The sequence below is a fragment of the Micromonospora sp. RTGN7 genome (assembly GCF_033804645.1).
In the GTDB taxonomy this organism is placed as follows: domain Bacteria; phylum Actinomycetota; class Actinomycetes; order Mycobacteriales; family Micromonosporaceae; genus Micromonospora.
The window spans coordinates 414,752-431,656 of sequence record NZ_JAPZLF010000002.1; the positions used below are offsets into that span (position 1 = coordinate 414,752).

The following is a 16,905-nucleotide window of genomic DNA, read 5'->3' on the forward strand; positions in this document are numbered from 1 at the left end:
GGTCGCCCGGCTGATCGGCGGTCACGGCCGGTCGGTGCGGCCCCGATGGCTGGCGCGGAAAGCAGGAGTTCGAGCGCGAGTCAACGATCCTGCGGTGGGGATCACCCCCGCATGCGCGGGGAGCAGGTGGTCGAGCCGTACTGCCCAGCGTCCGGGTTGGGATCACCCCCGCATGCGCGGGGAGCAGGAAATCCTGACCGTGCGCGGCGGCCGAGGCCGAGGATCACCCCCCGCATGTGCGGGGAGCAGGCCGGCTACCAGCCCAAGCGCGACGACTTCACGGGATCACCCCCGCATGCGCGGGGAGCAGGCTTCCTGAGCTGGGGCGCTAAAGATCATCTTCGCTGTTTTTCTTCACTTGCTGGGCGAGGTTGTCTCTGGAGTGCAACTCGGTGGGCGGTCCGAGCGTGGTACGCAGCGTAACGCGGGACAAGAGGCAGGATGGAAGCCCGCGAGACAGGATTGGTCGGGTTGCTACGAGGTGTCTATGGGGGGTGCGCCGGACTGGCCGGCTTCAGTCAGCGGGCGAGCGCGGAGAAGCCCCCAGCGCTTTTGGGAGCCTTCTCCGCGTACCGGAGTCAGTGCTGCTTGGCCTGCTTGACGAACGCGCGCCAGGTCTGCGGGCTGAAGGCGAGCACCGGACCAGACGGGTCTTTGCTGTCGCGGACGGCAACCACGTCAGGCAAGTTGTCGGCCACCTCGACGCATTCGCCGCCGGCCGTGTTGCTGCGGGTGGACTTCCTCCATCGAGCGTTACTGAGGTCCATGTTGGCTCTCCACTTCCTTCACCAGGGAGACCGACAGAGCCCGCGGAAGGGCGACTCCCCTGACGCTCTCCCACGTTGCCAAAAGCGTAGCTACTCCCTCCTCCCCGTCGACCACAGAGCCGCCTAGCTGGTTGTCCATGTGCCCCACCCAGCCACCCTCGGCCGACCTCGCCAGCGCGAGGGGGCCGGACAGTCCGACGTGCAGGCCAGCGTCGGCAGGGATGAGGTGGATGTGGACGTGGGGAAGTTCGGCCATTTTCACCAGGTGCGCGAGCTGTTCGCCCATGATGGCGTCGACGCGGCGAAGGGCAGCCTCGTCGATGACGGCGATGACCTGGGGCGGGCGCTCGCGCATCAGGATCTCCTGCCGTTCCAGCCGGGCGGTCACCTGCTTTTCGACCTCTCCCTCCGGCCTGGTGTCGTCGAAGCGCAGCACCGTGCGGGCGTAGTTCGCCGTCTGGAGCAGGCCAGGGATGAGTGTGGGATTGAAGTATCGAAGCTGCTTGGCGGTGCGCTCGGCCTCCAGCCAGGGGAGAAACCACGAGGGTAGGCCTTCTCCTTCGGCCATCCGTAGCAGGGACTCGAAGAGTCCGCCCGTGTCGAGCACCTTGTCGATCCGCTTGACGTAGGGCATGTCGAGCGGCCGAGTGCCAGTCTCCACTGCGGAAACCGTTGAGGCCGAGTAGTTCGCGCGCCGGCCGAGTTCTTCTTGATTCAGGCCGGCGACCGTCCGTATGCGACGGAGTTGCCCGCGAATCAGGTCGGCACTCTGCTCACCTTCCAAGGTTCCTCCAGAAATTCACGAAGATCGCCTAATTCGGTCAGGTCTCGCCGGGTGTCGCCGAGTGCGGGGTCATGCCCACAGACGTGCGCCGTGGCCAGGCTCGATGCCTTCTCAGAGTAGTTCCACGGTCACCAGACTGTCACCCGTGCGGGCCGGCTCCAGGTGATGGAGGGCTGGGGCTGATCCCGCAATGGGCCGCACTGCACTTCAGGGCCGGCGGCCCTCTCAAGCTCAGAGGCAGGGGGAAGCTGTATGCGCAGGCATCGTGGAGGTTGGCACCGGTCCCGCAGAGGGCGGCACTGCGGGTGCGAAGACTGTCGAGAGTGGCGTGAGATCCGCGCCCGCTGCCCGAGGCCGCAACCGGACCCGAAGCCGAAGCCAAAGCCGGCTCAGCCATCCAGGCCCGCGCCGTACATCCTTAGCCCCATCGGGCCGATGGTGTCGCCCCCGATCTTCCCGAGGATCGGCGGGGGTGGGGAGTGAACCCGCTGGTCGTCACGGGCGACGTGCTCACCCTCCAACCGTGCGACTACTGCATCGGTCAGACGGTGCTGTGGTTGAAGGTCACCTACGTGCCCCGGTATGCGAACTTCCTGGCGTCGCGGTGGGTGCGGCTGGAAGGGCTGGAGCTGCGGCCCGACGGCACGCCGTGGCGGGAGCGCGTCGTCATGGTCCGGGTGCAGGCGATCATCGACGACCCGCCGGCCCGCCTGGAGCCCGGGGTGCGGGAGCGGTGATGGGTCAGCACCCACCGAGGTACGCCGGCGGCCCGTGTTTTGTCTGCGGCAAGCCGTGGCCCTGCTTCGAGCGGCAGTTGGCGAGCCTCGTCGAGTTCGCCGGCCGGGGTGATCTGCTCGTGGCGTACCTGGGTGACTGGTACCGCCTGGGGGTTGACGAGCGGAAGCGGCGCGGCCTGCCGCCCGACCCGGACATGGAGCTGCGGCACCTCGGGTGGCTCGACATGGTCCTGCCGGCCCGGGGGGATCGGCGCAGCGGCGATGTCTGAGGCCGCGCCGCCCAGGAAACCGCAGTCCGGGGATCTCCTGCACGTCACCCGGGCCGCCAGCGTCCAGTTCATCCGGCCCATCGTCTTTCGCGTTATCCGCGTGCACGACGACTGGCACACCTACCACGGGTGGCTCTGGCTCGACGGCTACGAGATCGACGCCAAGGGTGACGCGGTGGCCCGCCGCTCGATCTACGTCCAGCCGGCGGGGTTGCGGTGGCTGACCTCCGCCCCGAGTAGGCCGGCAGCGAACCGCCAGCCGGTGAGGCGGACTGCGAGCCGGTTCTGAACGTCACGGGGACGGTCCCAGGCGTCGCCGAGGACCTTCCTCTCCTACCGGGTTTGCCGGCGCGCCGGGACGGGGCATTGACGGTGATCCGGTCAGGCAGTAGACCTTGGTGATGGAGGCCGCGCATGAGTAGAGCTCCGCTGTCCCTCGAAGAGTTACGGGCCGCCGTCGCCGCCGGCAAGCTCGACACGGTGGTGCTGGCCCTGGTCGACATGCAGGGCCGGTTGCAGGGCAAACGGTTCCATGCGCCGTTCTTCCTCGACCAGGTGGTCGAGAACGGCAGCGAGGGGTGCAACTACCTGCTCGCCGTGGACGTCGACATGAACACCGTCGACGGGTACGCGATGTCGAGCTGGGAGCGCGGGTACGGCGACTTCGCCATGGTGCCCGACATGGATACGCTGCGCCGGGTGCCCTGGCAGCCGGGGACGGCGATGCTGATGGCCGATCTGGCGTGGCTGGACGGCAGCGGCCCGGTGGTCGCCTCGCCCCGGCAGATCCTGCGCCGCCAGCTCGACCGGCTCGCCGCGCACGGGCTGACCGCGTACGCCGGCACGGAGCTGGAGTTCGTCCTCTACCGCGACTCGTACGAGGATGCCTGGCGGCGCGGCTACCGCGAGCTGACCCCGGCGAACCAGTACAACGTGGATTATTCGCTGCTGGGCACCGCCCGGGTGGAGCCGCTGCTGCGCCGCATCCGCAACGAGATGGCCGGCGCGGGCCTGACCCCGGAGAGCGCCAAGGGCGAGTGCAACCTCGGCCAGCACGAGATCGCCTTCCGCTACGACGAGGCGGTGGCCTGCGCAGACCACCACGTGATCTACAAGAACGGGGCGAAGGAGATCGCCGCCCAGGAGGGCATGTCGATCACCTTCATGGCGAAGCCGAACGCCCGGGAGGGCAACTCCTGCCACATCCATTTTTCGCTGCGTGACGCCGACGGCCGCTCGGCGATGCTCGGCGACGGCCCGGCGCATCTGAGCGTCATCGGGCAGCGGGTGCTGGCCGGGCTGCTGGACACCATGCGGGAGTTCAGCCTGTTCTTCGCGCCGAACATCAACTCGTACAAGCGGTACCAGCCCGACTCGTTCGCCCCGACCGCGTTGCGCTGGGGCACCGACAACCGCACCTGCGCGCTGCGGCTGGTCGGCCACGGCGAGGGGATGCGGGTGGAGAACCGGGTGCCCGGCGCGGACGTCAACCCGTACCTGGCGATCGCCGCCCTGGTGGCCGGCGCGGTGCACGGCATCGAGCGCGAGCTGGAACTGGGTGAGGAGTGCGCCGGCAACGCGTACGACGACCCGCAGGCCGAGCGCGTCCCCGCCACCCTCCGGGATGCCCTCTCCCTCTGGGAGTCCTCCACGATCGCCCGCGCGGTCTTCGGCGACGAGGTCCACGCCCACTACGCCAACATGGCGAGCATCGAGCTGAAGTCCTTCGACGCCGCCGTAACGGACTGGGAACTGACCCGTGGCTTCGAACGCCTCTGACCTCCGCGATCTTGCACTTTGGGCCCCGGGTTTGACCGGTTTTGTAGCATTCGTCGGGGCCGAAACTCCAAGATCGCGGAGGTGGGGGTTGGGGGTTGGGGGTTGGGGTTGGGGTTGGGGTTTGGAGTGGGGTTGGGGGTGGGGGTTGTGACGCAGGTGGTTAATCCCGCTAGTGGGGTGGTGGTGGGGGAGGTGCCCGCTACGTCTGTCGAGGAGGTTGATGGGGCCGTTGGGCGGGCGGAGCGGGCGTTCGAGGTCTGGCGGGGGGTGGGGCCGGGGGAGCGGGCGCGGGTGTTGCGGCGGTTCGCCGCGGTGGTGGACGCGCACCTGGAGGAACTGGCCGAGTTGGAGGTGCGCAACTCGGGGCACACCATCGGCAACGCGCGGTGGGAGGCGGGCAACGTCCGGGACGTGCTCGACTACTACGCGGGCGCGCCCGAGCGGCTGACCGGCCGGCAGATCCCCGTCCCCGGCGGACTGGACGTCACCTTCCACGAGCCGCTGGGCGTGGTCGGGGTGATCGTGCCGTGGAACTTCCCGATGCCGATCGCCGCGTGGGGCTTCGCCCCGGCGCTCGCCGCCGGCAACACGGTGCTGCTCAAGCCGGCCGAGCTGACCCCGCTGACCGCGCTGCGCCTGGCCGAGCTGGGCCGCGAGGCCGGGCTGCCCGACGACGTCTTCACCGTCCTGCCCGGCCGGGGTGACGTGGTGGGGGAGCGGTTCGTCACCCACCCGGCCGTACGCAAGGTCTGCTTCACCGGCTCCACCGAGGTCGGCACCCGGATCATGGCCGGCTGCGCCGCCCAGGTGAAGCGGGTCACCCTGGAGTTGGGCGGCAAGAGCGCCAACGTGGTCTTCGCCGACGCGGACCTGGCCAAGGCGGCGGCCACCGCGCCGTACGCCGTCTTCGACAACGCCGGCCAGGACTGCTGCGCCCGGTCCCGGATCCTGGTCCAGCGCCCGGTGTACGACCGGTTCCTGGAGCTGCTGGAGCCGGCCGTGCGCGGCTTCCGGGTGGAGGACCCGGCGCTGGAGAGCGCCGAGATGGGCCCGCTGATCTCCGCCGGCCAGCGCGACCGGGTCGGCGGGTACGTCGACGGGGCGAAGGTGGCCTTCACCGGCTCCTGCCCCGAGGGCCCCGGCTTCTGGTACGCCCCGACCGTGCTGCTCGCCGACTCGCCGGCCGACCGGCACTGGCGGGAGGAGGTCTTCGGGCCGGTGGTGTCGGTGCTCCCGTTCGACGACGAGGCGGACGCGATCCGGCTGGCCAACGACACCGAGTACGGCCTGTCCGGCTCGATCTGGACCCGGGACGTGGGCCGGGCGATCCGGGTGGCCCGCGCGGTCGAGGCCGGCAACCTCAGCGTCAACTCGCACTCCTCGGTGCGGTACTGGACCCCGTTCGGTGGGATGAAGCGTTCCGGGCTCGGCCGCGAGCTGGGGCCCGACGCGCTGCATGCCTTCACCGACGTCAAGAACGTCTTCATCGCCACGGAGGAGTGACAAGGTGCAGGGTCGGTTGGCGGAGCGCGTCGCGGTGGTCACCGGGGCGGGCAGCGGGATCGGGTTGGCCACCGTGCGGCGGTTCGCCGCCGAGGGGGCGCGGGTGGTCTGCGTCGACATCGACGTGGCGGCGGGCGGGAAGGCCGCCGAGGAGGTGGGCGGCGAGTTCGTCGCCTGCGACGTGGCCGACGACGCGACGGTCCGGGAACTGTTCGACGGGGTGGTCGAGCGGCACGGGCGGGTGGACGTGGCGTTCAACAACGCCGGCATCTCCCCGCCCGAGGACGACTCGATCCTGGAGACCGGCCTGGACGCCTGGGAGCGGGTGCTGCGGGTCAACACCACCAGCGTCTACCTCTGCTGCAAGCACGTCATCCCGCACATGCGCCGGCAGGGCAAGGGGTCGATCATCAACACCGCCTCGTTCGTGGCGCTGATGGGGGCGGCCACCTCGCAGATCGCGTACACGGCGAGCAAGGGCGGGGTGCTGGCGATGACCCGGGAGCTGGGCGTGCAGTTCGCCCGGGAGGGCATCCGGGTCAACGCGCTCTGCCCGGGCCCGGTGGCCACCCCGCTGCTGCTGGAGTTGTTCGCCGCCGACCCGGAACGGGCCGCCCGCCGCCTCGTCCACGTGCCGATGGGCCGGTTCGGCCAGCCGGAGGAGATCGCCGCCGCGGTGGCCTTCCTGGCCAGCGACGACTCGTCGTTCATGACCGCCGCGCAGTTCGTCGTCGACGGGGGGATCACCGGCGCGTACGTCACCCCGCTGTGACCCGGGCGTCGCGGTGCCCCTCATGGACTACCAGGGTGACCGCGACCTGTTAATCAGATCACACTCCCGCCGCAGCACCGAGGACCCGGTCACCTACCGGGCGACGAAGAACGCCGCGAGCGTCGACGGCCTGCCGGTCTTCTGACCTGAGCTCGGCTGCCCGCGGCCCAGGAACGGATCGCCGGTCGATGCGGCCCAGGAGGGAGGCATAAACAGCGACGCCCGAACCGTATGCGTTACGTTGCTGGTCCGCCTGGGTACATGGCGGGGCACGGCGGCCGATCATGCGGACCGCCGGGTAGGACGGCCGGCGCGGGAGGATGCATGGGCTCGGCCCAAGGGAGCGAGGACGGGCTGCGACCGTCCGGCGGGACCGTCGATGAGACGCTCCCGCCGCTGCTCACGGCAGCCTTCGCCGCCGGGGGCGAGATGGGGGAGCGGCTGGGCCGGTTCGACTGGGCGAGCACCCCGCTCGGTTCCCCGGTCGGCTGGCCGGCGGCGCTGCGCCACGCGGTCGCCACGATGCTCTCCTCCCGGGCGCAGATCGTGCTGTTCTGGGGGCCCGAGCACCGTGCCTTCTACAACGACGCCTACCTGCCGACCATCGGCGCGAAGCACCCGCACGCCATCGGCTGGCCCGCCCGGGAACACTGGGCGGAGACCTGGGACGTGCTCGGCCCGCTCCTCGGGTCGGTGCTGGCCAACGGCGAGCCCTACCGGGGCGAGAACCACCCCTTCGTGCTGGACCGGCACGGCTTCCTGGAGGACGTCTACTTCGACATCTCCTACGACCCGGTCCGGGGCGACGACGGCGGCATCAGCGGAGTCTTCTGCATCGTCGCCGAGACCACCGGCCGGGTGCTCGGCGAGCGCCGGCTGCGGACCCTGGCTGAGCTGGGCTCCGAGCTGGTCGAGGCGGAGCACTCCGCCGAGCTGGGCCGCGTCGCCGCCCGAGTGCTCGACGGGCACCGGGAGGACGTCCCGTTCTCCGTGCTCTATCTGCGCGACGAGGCCGGGCGGCTCACCCCCGCCGGGCACAGCGGCCCCGTCGGCCGTTGCGGCAGCGGCGACCCGCCGCCGCTCGGTGAGACCGCCATGGCCGTGGTGAGCCGGGTCGCCGACGGCGGCGCACCCGCCACCGTCGACGTCGCCGACCTGCTGCCCGAGGTCCCCGACGGTGCTGCCGGGCAGGCTGTGGTGCTGCCGGTCACCGCGACCGACGAGCCGGTGGGTGCGCTCGTGGTGGGCGTATCCGCCCGGCTGTCGCTCACCGACGAGTACCGCACCTTCTTCGACCTGATCGCCACCCAGCTCTCCCGCGCGGTGGGCCGGCAGCGGGCGTACGAGCAGCAGCGGGCCCGGGCCGCCGAGCTGGCCGCGCTGGACCGGGCCAAGACCAACTTCTTCGCCAACGTCAGCCACGAGTTCCGCACCCCGTTGACCCTGGTGCTGGGCCCGCTGGAAGACCTGCTGGCCGATTCGGCGCTGCCCGCCCCGTACACCGATCAGTTGACCGTGATGCACCGCAACGCGCTGCGCCTGCTCAAGCTGGTCAACACGGTGCTGGACTTCTCCCGGCTGGAGTCCGGCCGGGTGGCCGCCCGCTACGAGCCCACCGACCTGGCCGACTACACCGCCCGGCTGGCCAGCACCTTCCGGTCGGCGACCGAGCGGGCCGGCCTGCGCCTGGTGGTCGACTGCCAGCCGCTTCCCGGGCCCGTCTTCGTCGACCAGGACATGTGGGAGAAGATCGTCCTCAACCTGGTCTCCAACGCGGTGAAGTTCACCTTCGACGGCGACGTCCGGGTCCGGGTCCGCGCGGTCGACGGCGCGGCCCGGCTGGAGGTCACCGACACCGGCGTCGGGATCGCCCCCGAGGAGCTGTCGCACGTCTTCGAACGGTTCCACCGGATCCCCGGCGCCCGTTCCCGCACCCACGAGGGCACCGGGATCGGGCTGGCGCTGGTCCGTGAGCTGGTGGAGATGCACGGCGGGCGGGCCGAGGTGCGCAGCCGGGTCGACGAGGGCAGCACCTTCACCGTCACGGTCCCGTTCGGCTCCGCCCACCTGCCCACCGACCGGGTGGTGGCCGACGCCATGGCCGAGTCGCCGGAGCTGAGGCAGGCGCAGCTCTTCGCCGCCGAGACCGCGCTCTGGACCGGTACGACGGCGGCCACCTCGCCGGCCGGGCCGGTCACCGACGCCGGCCGGCCCCGGGCCGGCCGCATCCTCTTCGCCGACGACAACGCCGACCTGCGCGAGCACGTCGTCCGGCTGCTCTCCCCGTCCTGGGAGGTGGTGGCCGTGCCGGACGGCGTCGAGGCGCTGCGCCGGGCGGTCCAGACCCCGTTCGACCTGGTGCTGACCGACGTGATGATGCCCCGGCTGGACGGCTTCGGCCTGGTCACCGCGCTGCGCGCCGACCCGCGTACCCGACACGTGCCGATCGTGCTGCTCTCCGCCCGGGCCGGCTCGGCCGAGGCGGTCGCTGGCCTCTCGGTCGGCGCGGACGACTACCTCACCAAGCCGTTCTCCACCGCCGAGCTGATCGCCCGGGTCCGGGCGAACGTCGAGCTGGGCCAGCTGCGCGGCCAGATCATCCGGCGGCTGCGCGCGCTGGCCGACGCCGCCGTGGCGGTGAACACCGCCCGGACCACCGCCGAGGTGCTCCAGGTGGCTGCCGGACACGCGCGCGGCCTTGCCGACGCCGCCCGGGTGGTGGTCACCGCCACCGGGGCTCGCGCCGAGGCCGACGGCGGCGGGACGGCGGCCGTCGAACCGTCGATCGTGCTGCCGCTGACCGGCGCCGAAAGCGGCCAGCTCGGCGAGCTGCGGGTCTGGGGACGCGCCGAGGACGCCACCAACCCCGGTCACGCCGCGCTGACCCAGCTCGCCCGGCTGATCGGCGTGCGGCTGGAGAACGCCCAGCTCTACGAGGCCGAGCACCGCATCGCCACCACCCTCCAGCACAGCCTGCTGCCCCGGACGCTGCCCCGGCTGCCCGGCGCGGTGGTGGCCAGCCGCTACCTGCCGGGCAGCGCGAACGTGGAGGTCGGCGGCGACTGGTACGACGTGGTGGGACTCGATGACGACGAACTGGTCCTGGTCATCGGCGACGTGGTGGGCAAGGGCGTCCGGGCCGCCGCCGCGATGGGGCAGCTCCGTAACGCGCTGCGGGCGTACGTCCTGGAGGGCTACGACCCGGGCGAGTCGCTGACCCGGCTCAACCGGCTCGTCTGCTCGGCCGAGCAGCCGTCGTTCGCGACCGTGGTCTGCCTCTGGTTCTCCCCCCGCACCGGCCGGCTGCGCTACGCCAGTGCCGGGCACCCGTCCCCCCTGCTGATCCGAGAAGGCGACGTGGCGTTCCTGCACGACCGTGCGCTCGGTCCACCGGTCGGCGCCCTCCCCGCCGCGTCGTACCGGACGATGGAGGACGAGTTGGCCCCCGGTAACCGGTTGCTGCTTTACACCGATGGGCTGATCGAGGATCGCAAGCTCGGCATCGACGCCGCCCTCGGGCAGCTCCGCGAGGACGCCACCCGGCACGCCGGGCACGTCGCCGACCTGGTCGACGCGGTCGTCGAGCGGGTGGCCTCGCAACCCCTTCGCGACGACGTGGCGGTCCTCGCGCTGGAGGTGACCGAGCCGAACCGGTTCGCGCTGCGGCTGCCGGCCGACCCGACCCGACTCAGCATGCTGCGTCGGCGGTTGGAGGACTTCCTCACCGCCCACCGGGTCGGCGAGAACGACCTGTTCGACCTCACCGTGGCGGTCTCCGAGGCCGCCGCGAACGCCATCGAGCACCCGGTCGACCCGGTCGAGCCGACCATTGCCGTCGAGGTGACCATCGTCGACCGCACGGTGGTGGCCACGGTGCGGGACAGCGGGCGGTGGCGGGTTTCGACCGGCGCGGGCTTCCGCGGCCGGGGGCTGGAGCTGATCAAGGCGCTCGGCGAGCTGACGGTCAGCCGTACCGCCGAGGGGACCGAAGTGACGCTGAGCCGGCGGCTGGAGAGCTGACGGCGGGCACCCGGCGCTCCCTCGGGGCAGTGGGCGGTTCAGGCCGGGGGAAGCCAGCCCTGCCCGGCCAGGCCGGAGATCTCCAGCACCCGGCGGACCTGCCGGGACGGCAGCACGGTCAGCGCCTCCGGGTACCGCTGGGACAGCTGGACCACGGCGTGGATCGCGGCGGAGTCGAAGAAGGTCACCGCCCGCAGGTCGAGGGTGACCCGGGCTGCCGGCTCGCGCAGGACGGTCTGCAGCATGGTGTCGGCGGTGGCCATGTCCACTTCGCCGCAGACCACCACGCGGACGTGGTCGCCGTCGGTCTCCGCCCGGGCGGAGAAGACGGGAGGTGTGCCCTCTTGATCCACGCAGAATACGATGGCACAGCGGCAGGTACGCGGCAACAACCGGTCGGCCCGGCCCGGGGCCGCGGTCACCTCCGCCACCGGTCCCCGCGCCGGACGCGCGGGCCGTAGGGGCGACGATAGGCTTGCCCCATGACCGTCCGTGCGCCGCTGACCCCCGGCATGCTCTCCCCGATGCGACCGGTGCCGGGTCACATCGTCCGACCCGAGTACGTGGGCAAGAAGAGCCCCAGCCAGTGGCGCGGCTCGCACGTGCAGACCCCGGAGACGATCGAGAAGATGCGGGTCGTCAGCCGGCTCGCCGCCCAGGCCACGCAGCTCGCCGGCGAGCACTGCAAGCCCGGGGTGAGCACCGACGAGATCGACCGGGTGGTGCACGATTTCCTCTGCGACCACGGTGCCTACCCGTCGACGCTCGGCTACCGGGGCTTTCCGAAGTCCTGCTGCACCAGCCTCAACGAGGTGATCTGCCACGGCATCCCGGACTCCACGGTCCTGGTCGACGGCGACATCATCAACGTCGACGTCACCGCGTACCTCGACGGGGTGCACGGCGACACCGACGCCACGTTCTGTGTCGGTGAGGTTGGCGAGGAGGCCCGGCTGCTGGTCGAGCGGACCCACGAGGCGATGATGCGGGGCATCAAGGCGGTCGCCCCCGGCCGGCAGATCAACGTGATCGGCCGGGTCATCGAGTCGTACGCCAAGCGGTTTGGCTACGGCGTGGTCCGCGACTTCACCGGCCACGGCATCGGGGAGGCCTTCCACAGCGGGCTCTACGTGCCGCACTACGACAGCCCTCGGCCCACCGACGTGATGGAGCCGGGGATGACCTTCACCATCGAGCCGATGATCACCCTCGGCACCTACCAGTACGACATGTGGGACGACGGCTGGACGGTGGTCACCAAGGACCGCAGGTGGACGGCCCAGTTCGAGCACACGATCCTCGTGACCGAGGATGGCCGAGAGATTCTCACCCTGCCGTGACCGACTCCCCGGCGGCGCTGCGCGAGGCGCACCACGCGGACGTGTCGGGCGGCTGGCTGCGGCCGGCCGTCTTCGGTGCGATGGACGGCCTGGTCACCAACATCGCCCTGATCGCGGGCGTCGGCGGCGGCGGGGTGTCACCGCGCAACATCGTGCTCACCGGCACTGCCGGCCTGGTCGCCGGGGCCATCTCGATGGGCCTCGGCGAGTACACCAGTGTCCGGTCGGCCAACGAGCAGGTCGCCGCCGAGGTGGCCAAGGAACGGCGGGAGCTGGAACGGCACCCGGAGGCGGAGGCCCGTGAGCTGGCCGACGCCTGGGTGGCCCGCGGCCTGCCCCGCGACCTGGCCGCGCAGGTCGCCGAGGCGGTTCGACGCAACCCGGAGGAGGCGCTGCGGGTGCACGTCCGGGAGGAACTCGGCGTCGACCCCGACGAGCAGCCGAGCCCCTGGGCGGCGGCGATCTCGTCGTTCCTGTGCTTCTCGCTCGGTGCGCTGGTCCCCCTGCTGACCTATCTGTTCGGCGCCACCAGCCTCTGGCTCGCGCTGGCAGTCGGTGGGGTCGGCCTCTTCGCGGCCGGGGCGATCGTGGCCCGGTTCACCCGGCAGCCCTGGTGGTCCAGCGGCCTGCGGCAGTTCCTGCTCGGCGCGGCGGCGGCCGGGGCAACCTACCTGATCGGCACGTTCATCGGCATCGAGGGCGGCCTGTAGCCGAGGGCCCTCCGCGGCGTGCGTTCCGAACTGGTCACCGGTCAGCGGCGGCGCCCGGTTCGACGCGCCCGGCCGGCACCAGCCGGAAGATGCTGATCTCCCGCCCGCCGGCCCGCTCGACGTACGTGCGGTACGCCGGCCACTCGCTGACCAGCAGCTCCCAGAGCCGGTCGCGTTCCACGCCGATGGCCACCTCCGCCCGGACCGGCAAGCGCCGCCCCTTGACGTCGATCTCGGCCTCCGGCCGGGTAAGCAGGTTCAGCGCCCAGCCGGGCTGCTGCTGCTGCCCCCAGTTGGAGCCGATCACCACATAGCCGTCGCCGTCCGGGACGTACAACAGGGGGTTGCTGCGCGGCACGCCCGAGCGGCGGCCCGTGGTGGTGATGACCAGCGAGGGGATCAGGCCGAGCGCGACCACCCGGCCGCGGGTGAGCCGGCCGACCAGCCGGTCGGCGGGGACCAGTAGCCGGGCCACGGCGCCGAACCAGCGGTGGTGGCCGACGCGACGGGTGAGGCTTCCGAGAGCGGGCACACCACCAGTGTGCCGCCTCCCGCCCGGACGCGGCACCCCCAGAACGCCCCGCCCGCCGCGCCGAGGCGTCGGCCGAGGCGGGCACCAGCCGCGCCGGTGCGTCAGTCGAGGCGGCGTTCGACCGCCAGCCGGGACCGGGTGAACAGGCCCGCGCCGAGCATCGCCACGAGCGGCACCACCACCACCATGCCCAGGTGGAGCCAGGGCACCACGAGCGGGTACGCCTCGTCCACCGGCACGGCCGTGGCGTACCGGCGGTTCCTGGCGGCCAGGACGATCACGGCGGTGCCCAGCCCGGCCACGATGCCGAGCGCCGAGCCGAGCACGGCGATCACGCCGGCCTGGCAGAGCGAGAGCACCCGGCGCAGCCGGGGGCTGGCGCCCACCGCCGCGAGGGTGGAGAGGTCCGCCCGCCCCTCGGCCGCGGCGAGGCCGGTGGCGACGGCCGCCGCGCCGACGGTGATCAGGCCGGAGCCGATCGCCAGCAGCAGCAGGACCTGCCGCTGGTCGTTGTCCCCGAGCCCGCGCTCGACGACCACCTCCAGCGGGCCGAGACGTCGCAGCTCGACGTCGAAGCGGTCCTGCTGGGCGGGGGTCGGTGCCGTGTCGGTGGCCAGCAGGTAACCGAACTGGCGCGCGGCGAGCCCGACCCGGGTGGCGGCGGCGGGGGAGAGCACCACCTGGTCCACCTTGAGGCCGCTGCGCAGCACGTACCCCGGGACGGTGGCCGTGCTGGTCGTCTCCGACTCCGGCCGGACCCGGGTCCGCGTCGCGGTCAGGGTGACCCGGCCGGCGACGACGTAGCGCGGGTCGGTCAGCACCGCGCCGCCGGCGCGCAGCACCTGCCGGGCGGCGGCCAGTTCCTCCGGTGCGGCCCCGGTGAGCGCGGCCAAGGCGTCTCCGTCGTCCACCACGGACGGCAGGGAGAACCTGGCGAGGTAATTGCCGTCCAGCCCTGCGGCGCAGCGCGGGTCGGTGCGGGCGCGCTGCCGGTCGGCGAGGTCCGGCAACTGCGCCAACTCGTCCGGGCAGACCTGCTCGGGCGGCAGCTCGGCCCGGACCTCGCACCAGTCGTTGGGGACGGTCGGCTCGGAGCAGGCCGGGACGTCGACCCGGAACACCGTGTTCGGCGGCAGTACGGCGGACGCGACTTCGGCGATCTTCGCCACCGGCGGGAAGCGCTCCGTCTCGGTGCCGGAGCCGACGACCATGACGTGGCCGTACGGCAGGCCCGGCCGGTAGTTGGCGTCGGCCCGGGCGTCCTCGCTGGCCACGTAGACGCCGAGGGCGACGCTGCCGGCGACCGCGGCCATCACCGCCGAGATGGCCGGAGCGGTCGAGGCCCGGTTGCGGCTCGCGTCCCGCAGCGCGATCCGGGGCGCCAGCGGCAGCCACCGGCCGGCCCGGGCGAGCGCCCCGACCAGCGTCGGGGTGGCGAAGACCAGCCCCAACTCGCCGAGCACCAGGCCGGCGAGAAGCACCGGCGTGGTGCTCTGGACAGCGCCGAGCGCGGCCACCGCCGCGCCGCCCGCCGTCAGCGCCGCCCCGATCAGCGGCCAGCGCCGCCGGTGCGGTGGCGGGGTGCGCCGGCCCGCCAGCCCGGCCACCACGTCCTGCCGGGCGGCGGTCCAGGCCGGCGCGAGCGCCGCGAGCACCCCGGCCAGCACCGCGACCGCGGCGATGGCCACCAGCGCGGCGGGGAAGACGCGGTACGCCCCGAAGCGGGCCTGGACGACGTACTCCTCCGTGAGGGGCCGGGCGGCGAACGCGGCGGCGACGCCCAGAACCAGCCCGGCGGCGGCCCCGACGCAGCCCAGCACCACCCCGTCGGCCAGCACGACGCGGCGCAGGTGGGCGGCGTCGCCGCCGGCCACGGCGACCAGGGCGAGGTCCCGGCGCCGACGGCGCACCCCGACGGCGAACGCCGGCCCCACCAGCAGCACGACCTCCAGCAGGCCGAGGCCGCCGACGAGCAGCGCGTTGCCGGTGTCCTCGGCGCTCATCGGGGCGCCCACCAGCTCGGCCCCGGCCGCGGGGTGGGGCGCGGGGGTGCGGGCGACCACCACGATCCCGTACGCGTTGAGCCGGTCGGTCAGGCCGGGGTCGACGTCGTCCGGCAGGTCGACGAGCCAGTCCGGCTCGCCCCCTCGGTCGGTGGTCGGACGGGCCGTCAGGGGTAGGGCCGCCATGGGGGAGAGATCGTCCGGGAACTCCACCACCCCGACCACGGTCCGCTCGACCGAGCCGTCGGCCGGGGTGACCCGGTCGCCGAGCCGGACGTGCAGTTGCCGCAGTGCCGCCGGGCTCAGCCCGATCTCGTCCGGGCCGGTGGGCGGGCGGCCGGCGAGCAGCCGAGCCCTCCCGCCCAGCAGCGGGTCGGCGAGGTCCAGCATCCGGGCGGCGAGCATTTCGCGCCGGTCCCCGACCCGCGCCTCGAAGGACAACCACCAGTGCACCTCGCCGACCCTGCTGCCGGCGGGCAGCAGGGCGGTCAGCTCGGTGGCGGTGACCGGTCGGGTCCGGGACGATACGCCGTCGCGGGGGTACCCGTTGTCGCCCCAGGCGTCCTGGGTGAGCGGGCCGTCGGCCATCCAGCGCAGCTCCGCGTCGGCGGTGCCGAGCTGACGGTCGATCCGTTCGGCCAGGGTCAGCCGCGACATGTCGTAGCTGACGGCGGTGAAGGTCAACCCCAGCACGGGCAGGGCGATCATCGCCAGCACCAGCATCGTCCGCCCCCGGGCTCGCTGGGCCTCCCGCCGGGCGATGCGCAGCGCGGCCCGCCAGGAGCGCAGCGCCGCCACGAACCGCCGGCGCGGTGCCGCGACGTCGACCCGACCGGCCGGCACCGGCTGGGTGGCGTCGCCGGGGTGCCGGCCCTGCCGCTGAGGCGGGGTGGGTGCCCGGTGCTGGGACCTCACCGCCCGCTGCCGGCCAGCAGCTGCTCCACGCCGCCCAGCGGCGCCGTCGAGTCCACCATGACGCCGTCGCGCAGGAACACCACCCGGTCGGCCCAGGCGGCGTGCCGGGCCTCGTGGGTGACCAGGACGGCGGCGGCACCCGCGTCGACCCGGCGGCGCAGCAGGCGCAGCACCGCCTCGCCGGTCTGCGAGTCCAGTGCGCCGGTCGGCTCGTCGGCCAGGACGAGTCGCCGCTCGCCGACCAGCGCCCGGGCGATGGCCACCCGCTGCTGCTGCCCGCCGGACATCTGGTCCGGGAAGCGCCCGTCCAGCTCGGTCAGCCCCACCTCGGCGAGCGCGGCCCGGGCCGCCCGCCGCGCCTGCCGCACGCCGACGCCGTCGAGTTCCAGTGGGAGCGCGACGTTCTCGGCGGCGGTGAGGCTGCCCAGCAGGTTGAGGTTCTGGAAGATGTAGCCGACCCGTCGGCGGCGCACCCGGGCCAGCGCCCGGCGGTCCAGCGTCCCCAGTGACTGCCCCTCGACGCGGACCTCGCCGGCGGTCGGGCCGTCCAGCCCGCCGGCCAGGGCGAGCAGGGTGGACTTGCCGGACCCGGAGGGCCCCATCACCGCGATCAGCTCGCCGGGGGCGACGGTGAGGCTGATCCCGCGCAGGGCGTGCACGGCGGTCTCGCCGGAGCCATGGGTGCGGTGGACGTCACGCAGTTCGAGCACCGCCGCCGGCGCGTCGTCCGTTCCGTTCGCCGCCGCGCCGGAGCCGCTGACCGGCGCGTCTTCC

General features: G+C 72.9%; 16 protein-coding genes. 10 read left to right on the forward strand and 6 right to left on the reverse strand.

The window, feature by feature from the left end; translation table 11 throughout:
• Positions 1-578: 578 nt before the first annotated feature.
• Together SNR22_RS05220 and SNR22_RS05225 are read right to left on the reverse strand one after the other, a co-directional pair.
• Positions 579-767, reverse strand: a complete 189-nt coding sequence (locus SNR22_RS05220; RefSeq protein WP_320065284.1) for a DUF397 domain-containing protein — start codon at positions 765-767, stop codon at positions 579-581.
• Positions 754-1,551 (reverse strand): helix-turn-helix transcriptional regulator, encoded by a 798-nt coding sequence (locus tag SNR22_RS05225; protein WP_320065285.1) that lies wholly within the window; start codon positions 1,549-1,551, stop codon positions 754-756. The genes SNR22_RS05220 and SNR22_RS05225 overlap by 14 nt, the downstream gene beginning before the upstream one ends.
• A gap of 479 nt (positions 1,552-2,030) precedes the next feature.
• Here SNR22_RS05225 and SNR22_RS05230 point away from each other — a divergent pair, with 479 nt between their 5' ends.
• The 8 genes from SNR22_RS05230 (at position 2,031) to SNR22_RS05265 (ending at position 10,631) form a co-directional block, all read left to right on the forward strand.
• Positions 2,031-2,288, forward strand: coding sequence for a hypothetical protein (locus SNR22_RS05230; protein ID WP_320065286.1), 258 nt, complete (start codon positions 2,031-2,033; stop codon positions 2,286-2,288).
• The gene (locus SNR22_RS05235; RefSeq protein ID WP_320065287.1) at positions 2,288-2,557 is read left to right on the forward strand and encodes a hypothetical protein; all 270 of its coding nucleotides are present in this window, start codon (positions 2,288-2,290) and stop codon (positions 2,555-2,557) included. Before SNR22_RS05230 ends, SNR22_RS05235 begins: the two co-directional genes overlap by 1 nt.
• Positions 2,550-2,846 carry a hypothetical protein gene (locus SNR22_RS05240; RefSeq protein ID WP_320065288.1) on the forward strand — a complete coding sequence of 99 codons (297 nt, stop codon included), beginning with the start codon at positions 2,550-2,552 and terminating at the stop codon, positions 2,844-2,846. The genes SNR22_RS05235 and SNR22_RS05240 overlap by 8 nt, the downstream gene beginning before the upstream one ends.
• Before the next feature lie 125 nt (positions 2,847-2,971).
• Positions 2,972-4,336, forward strand: a complete 1,365-nt coding sequence (locus tag SNR22_RS05245; protein WP_320065289.1) for a glutamine synthetase family protein — start codon at positions 2,972-2,974, stop codon at positions 4,334-4,336.
• A gap of 147 nt (positions 4,337-4,483) precedes the next feature.
• Positions 4,484-5,839, forward strand: coding sequence for an aldehyde dehydrogenase family protein (locus SNR22_RS05250; protein ID WP_320065290.1), 1,356 nt, complete (start codon positions 4,484-4,486; stop codon positions 5,837-5,839).
• Positions 5,793-6,611, forward strand: coding sequence for a 3-oxoacyl-ACP reductase (locus SNR22_RS05255; RefSeq protein ID WP_413775592.1), 819 nt, complete (start codon positions 5,793-5,795; stop codon positions 6,609-6,611). Before SNR22_RS05250 ends, SNR22_RS05255 begins: the two co-directional genes overlap by 47 nt.
• A 22-nt stretch (positions 6,612-6,633) precedes the next feature.
• Positions 6,634-6,756: a hypothetical protein gene (locus SNR22_RS05260; RefSeq protein WP_320065292.1), complete on the forward strand. Its 123-nt coding sequence runs from the start codon at positions 6,634-6,636 to the stop codon at positions 6,754-6,756.
• A 179-nt stretch (positions 6,757-6,935) separates the two neighbouring features.
• Positions 6,936-10,631: a SpoIIE family protein phosphatase gene (locus tag SNR22_RS05265; protein WP_320065293.1), complete on the forward strand. Its 3,696-nt coding sequence runs from the start codon at positions 6,936-6,938 to the stop codon at positions 10,629-10,631.
• A 38-nt stretch (positions 10,632-10,669) separates the two neighbouring features.
• Here SNR22_RS05265 and SNR22_RS05270 read toward each other — a convergent pair whose 3' ends face one another.
• Positions 10,670-10,984 carry an STAS domain-containing protein gene (locus tag SNR22_RS05270; protein ID WP_320065294.1) on the reverse strand — a complete coding sequence of 105 codons (315 nt, stop codon included), beginning with the start codon at positions 10,982-10,984 and terminating at the stop codon, positions 10,670-10,672.
• Positions 10,985-11,113: 129 nt separating this feature from the next.
• Between SNR22_RS05270 and map the strand changes: the two genes are divergently transcribed.
• Together map and SNR22_RS05280 are read left to right on the forward strand one after the other, a co-directional pair.
• Positions 11,114-11,971, forward strand: a complete 858-nt coding sequence (gene map / locus SNR22_RS05275) for a type I methionyl aminopeptidase (protein WP_320065295.1) — start codon at positions 11,114-11,116, stop codon at positions 11,969-11,971.
• Positions 11,968-12,681 (forward strand): VIT1/CCC1 transporter family protein, encoded by a 714-nt coding sequence (locus SNR22_RS05280; protein WP_320065296.1) that lies wholly within the window; start codon positions 11,968-11,970, stop codon positions 12,679-12,681. The genes map and SNR22_RS05280 overlap by 4 nt, the downstream gene beginning before the upstream one ends.
• Positions 12,682-12,715: 34 nt before the next feature.
• On the opposite strand, the gene SNR22_RS05285 is transcribed toward SNR22_RS05280, so the two are convergent.
• From SNR22_RS05285 to SNR22_RS05295, 3 genes are all read right to left on the reverse strand, one after another.
• Complete coding sequence (locus tag SNR22_RS05285) at positions 12,716-13,213, reverse strand: nitroreductase family deazaflavin-dependent oxidoreductase (protein WP_320065297.1); 498 nt, start codon at positions 13,211-13,213, stop codon at positions 12,716-12,718.
• 101 nt (positions 13,214-13,314) lie between these two features.
• Positions 13,315-16,131 (reverse strand): FtsX-like permease family protein, encoded by a 2,817-nt coding sequence (locus tag SNR22_RS05290; protein ID WP_320065298.1) that lies wholly within the window; start codon positions 16,129-16,131, stop codon positions 13,315-13,317.
• Positions 16,128-16,841, reverse strand: coding sequence for an ABC transporter ATP-binding protein (locus SNR22_RS05295; protein WP_320065364.1), 714 nt, complete (start codon positions 16,839-16,841; stop codon positions 16,128-16,130). Before SNR22_RS05295 ends, SNR22_RS05290 begins: the two co-directional genes overlap by 4 nt.
• Positions 16,842-16,905: the final 64 nt, after the last annotated feature.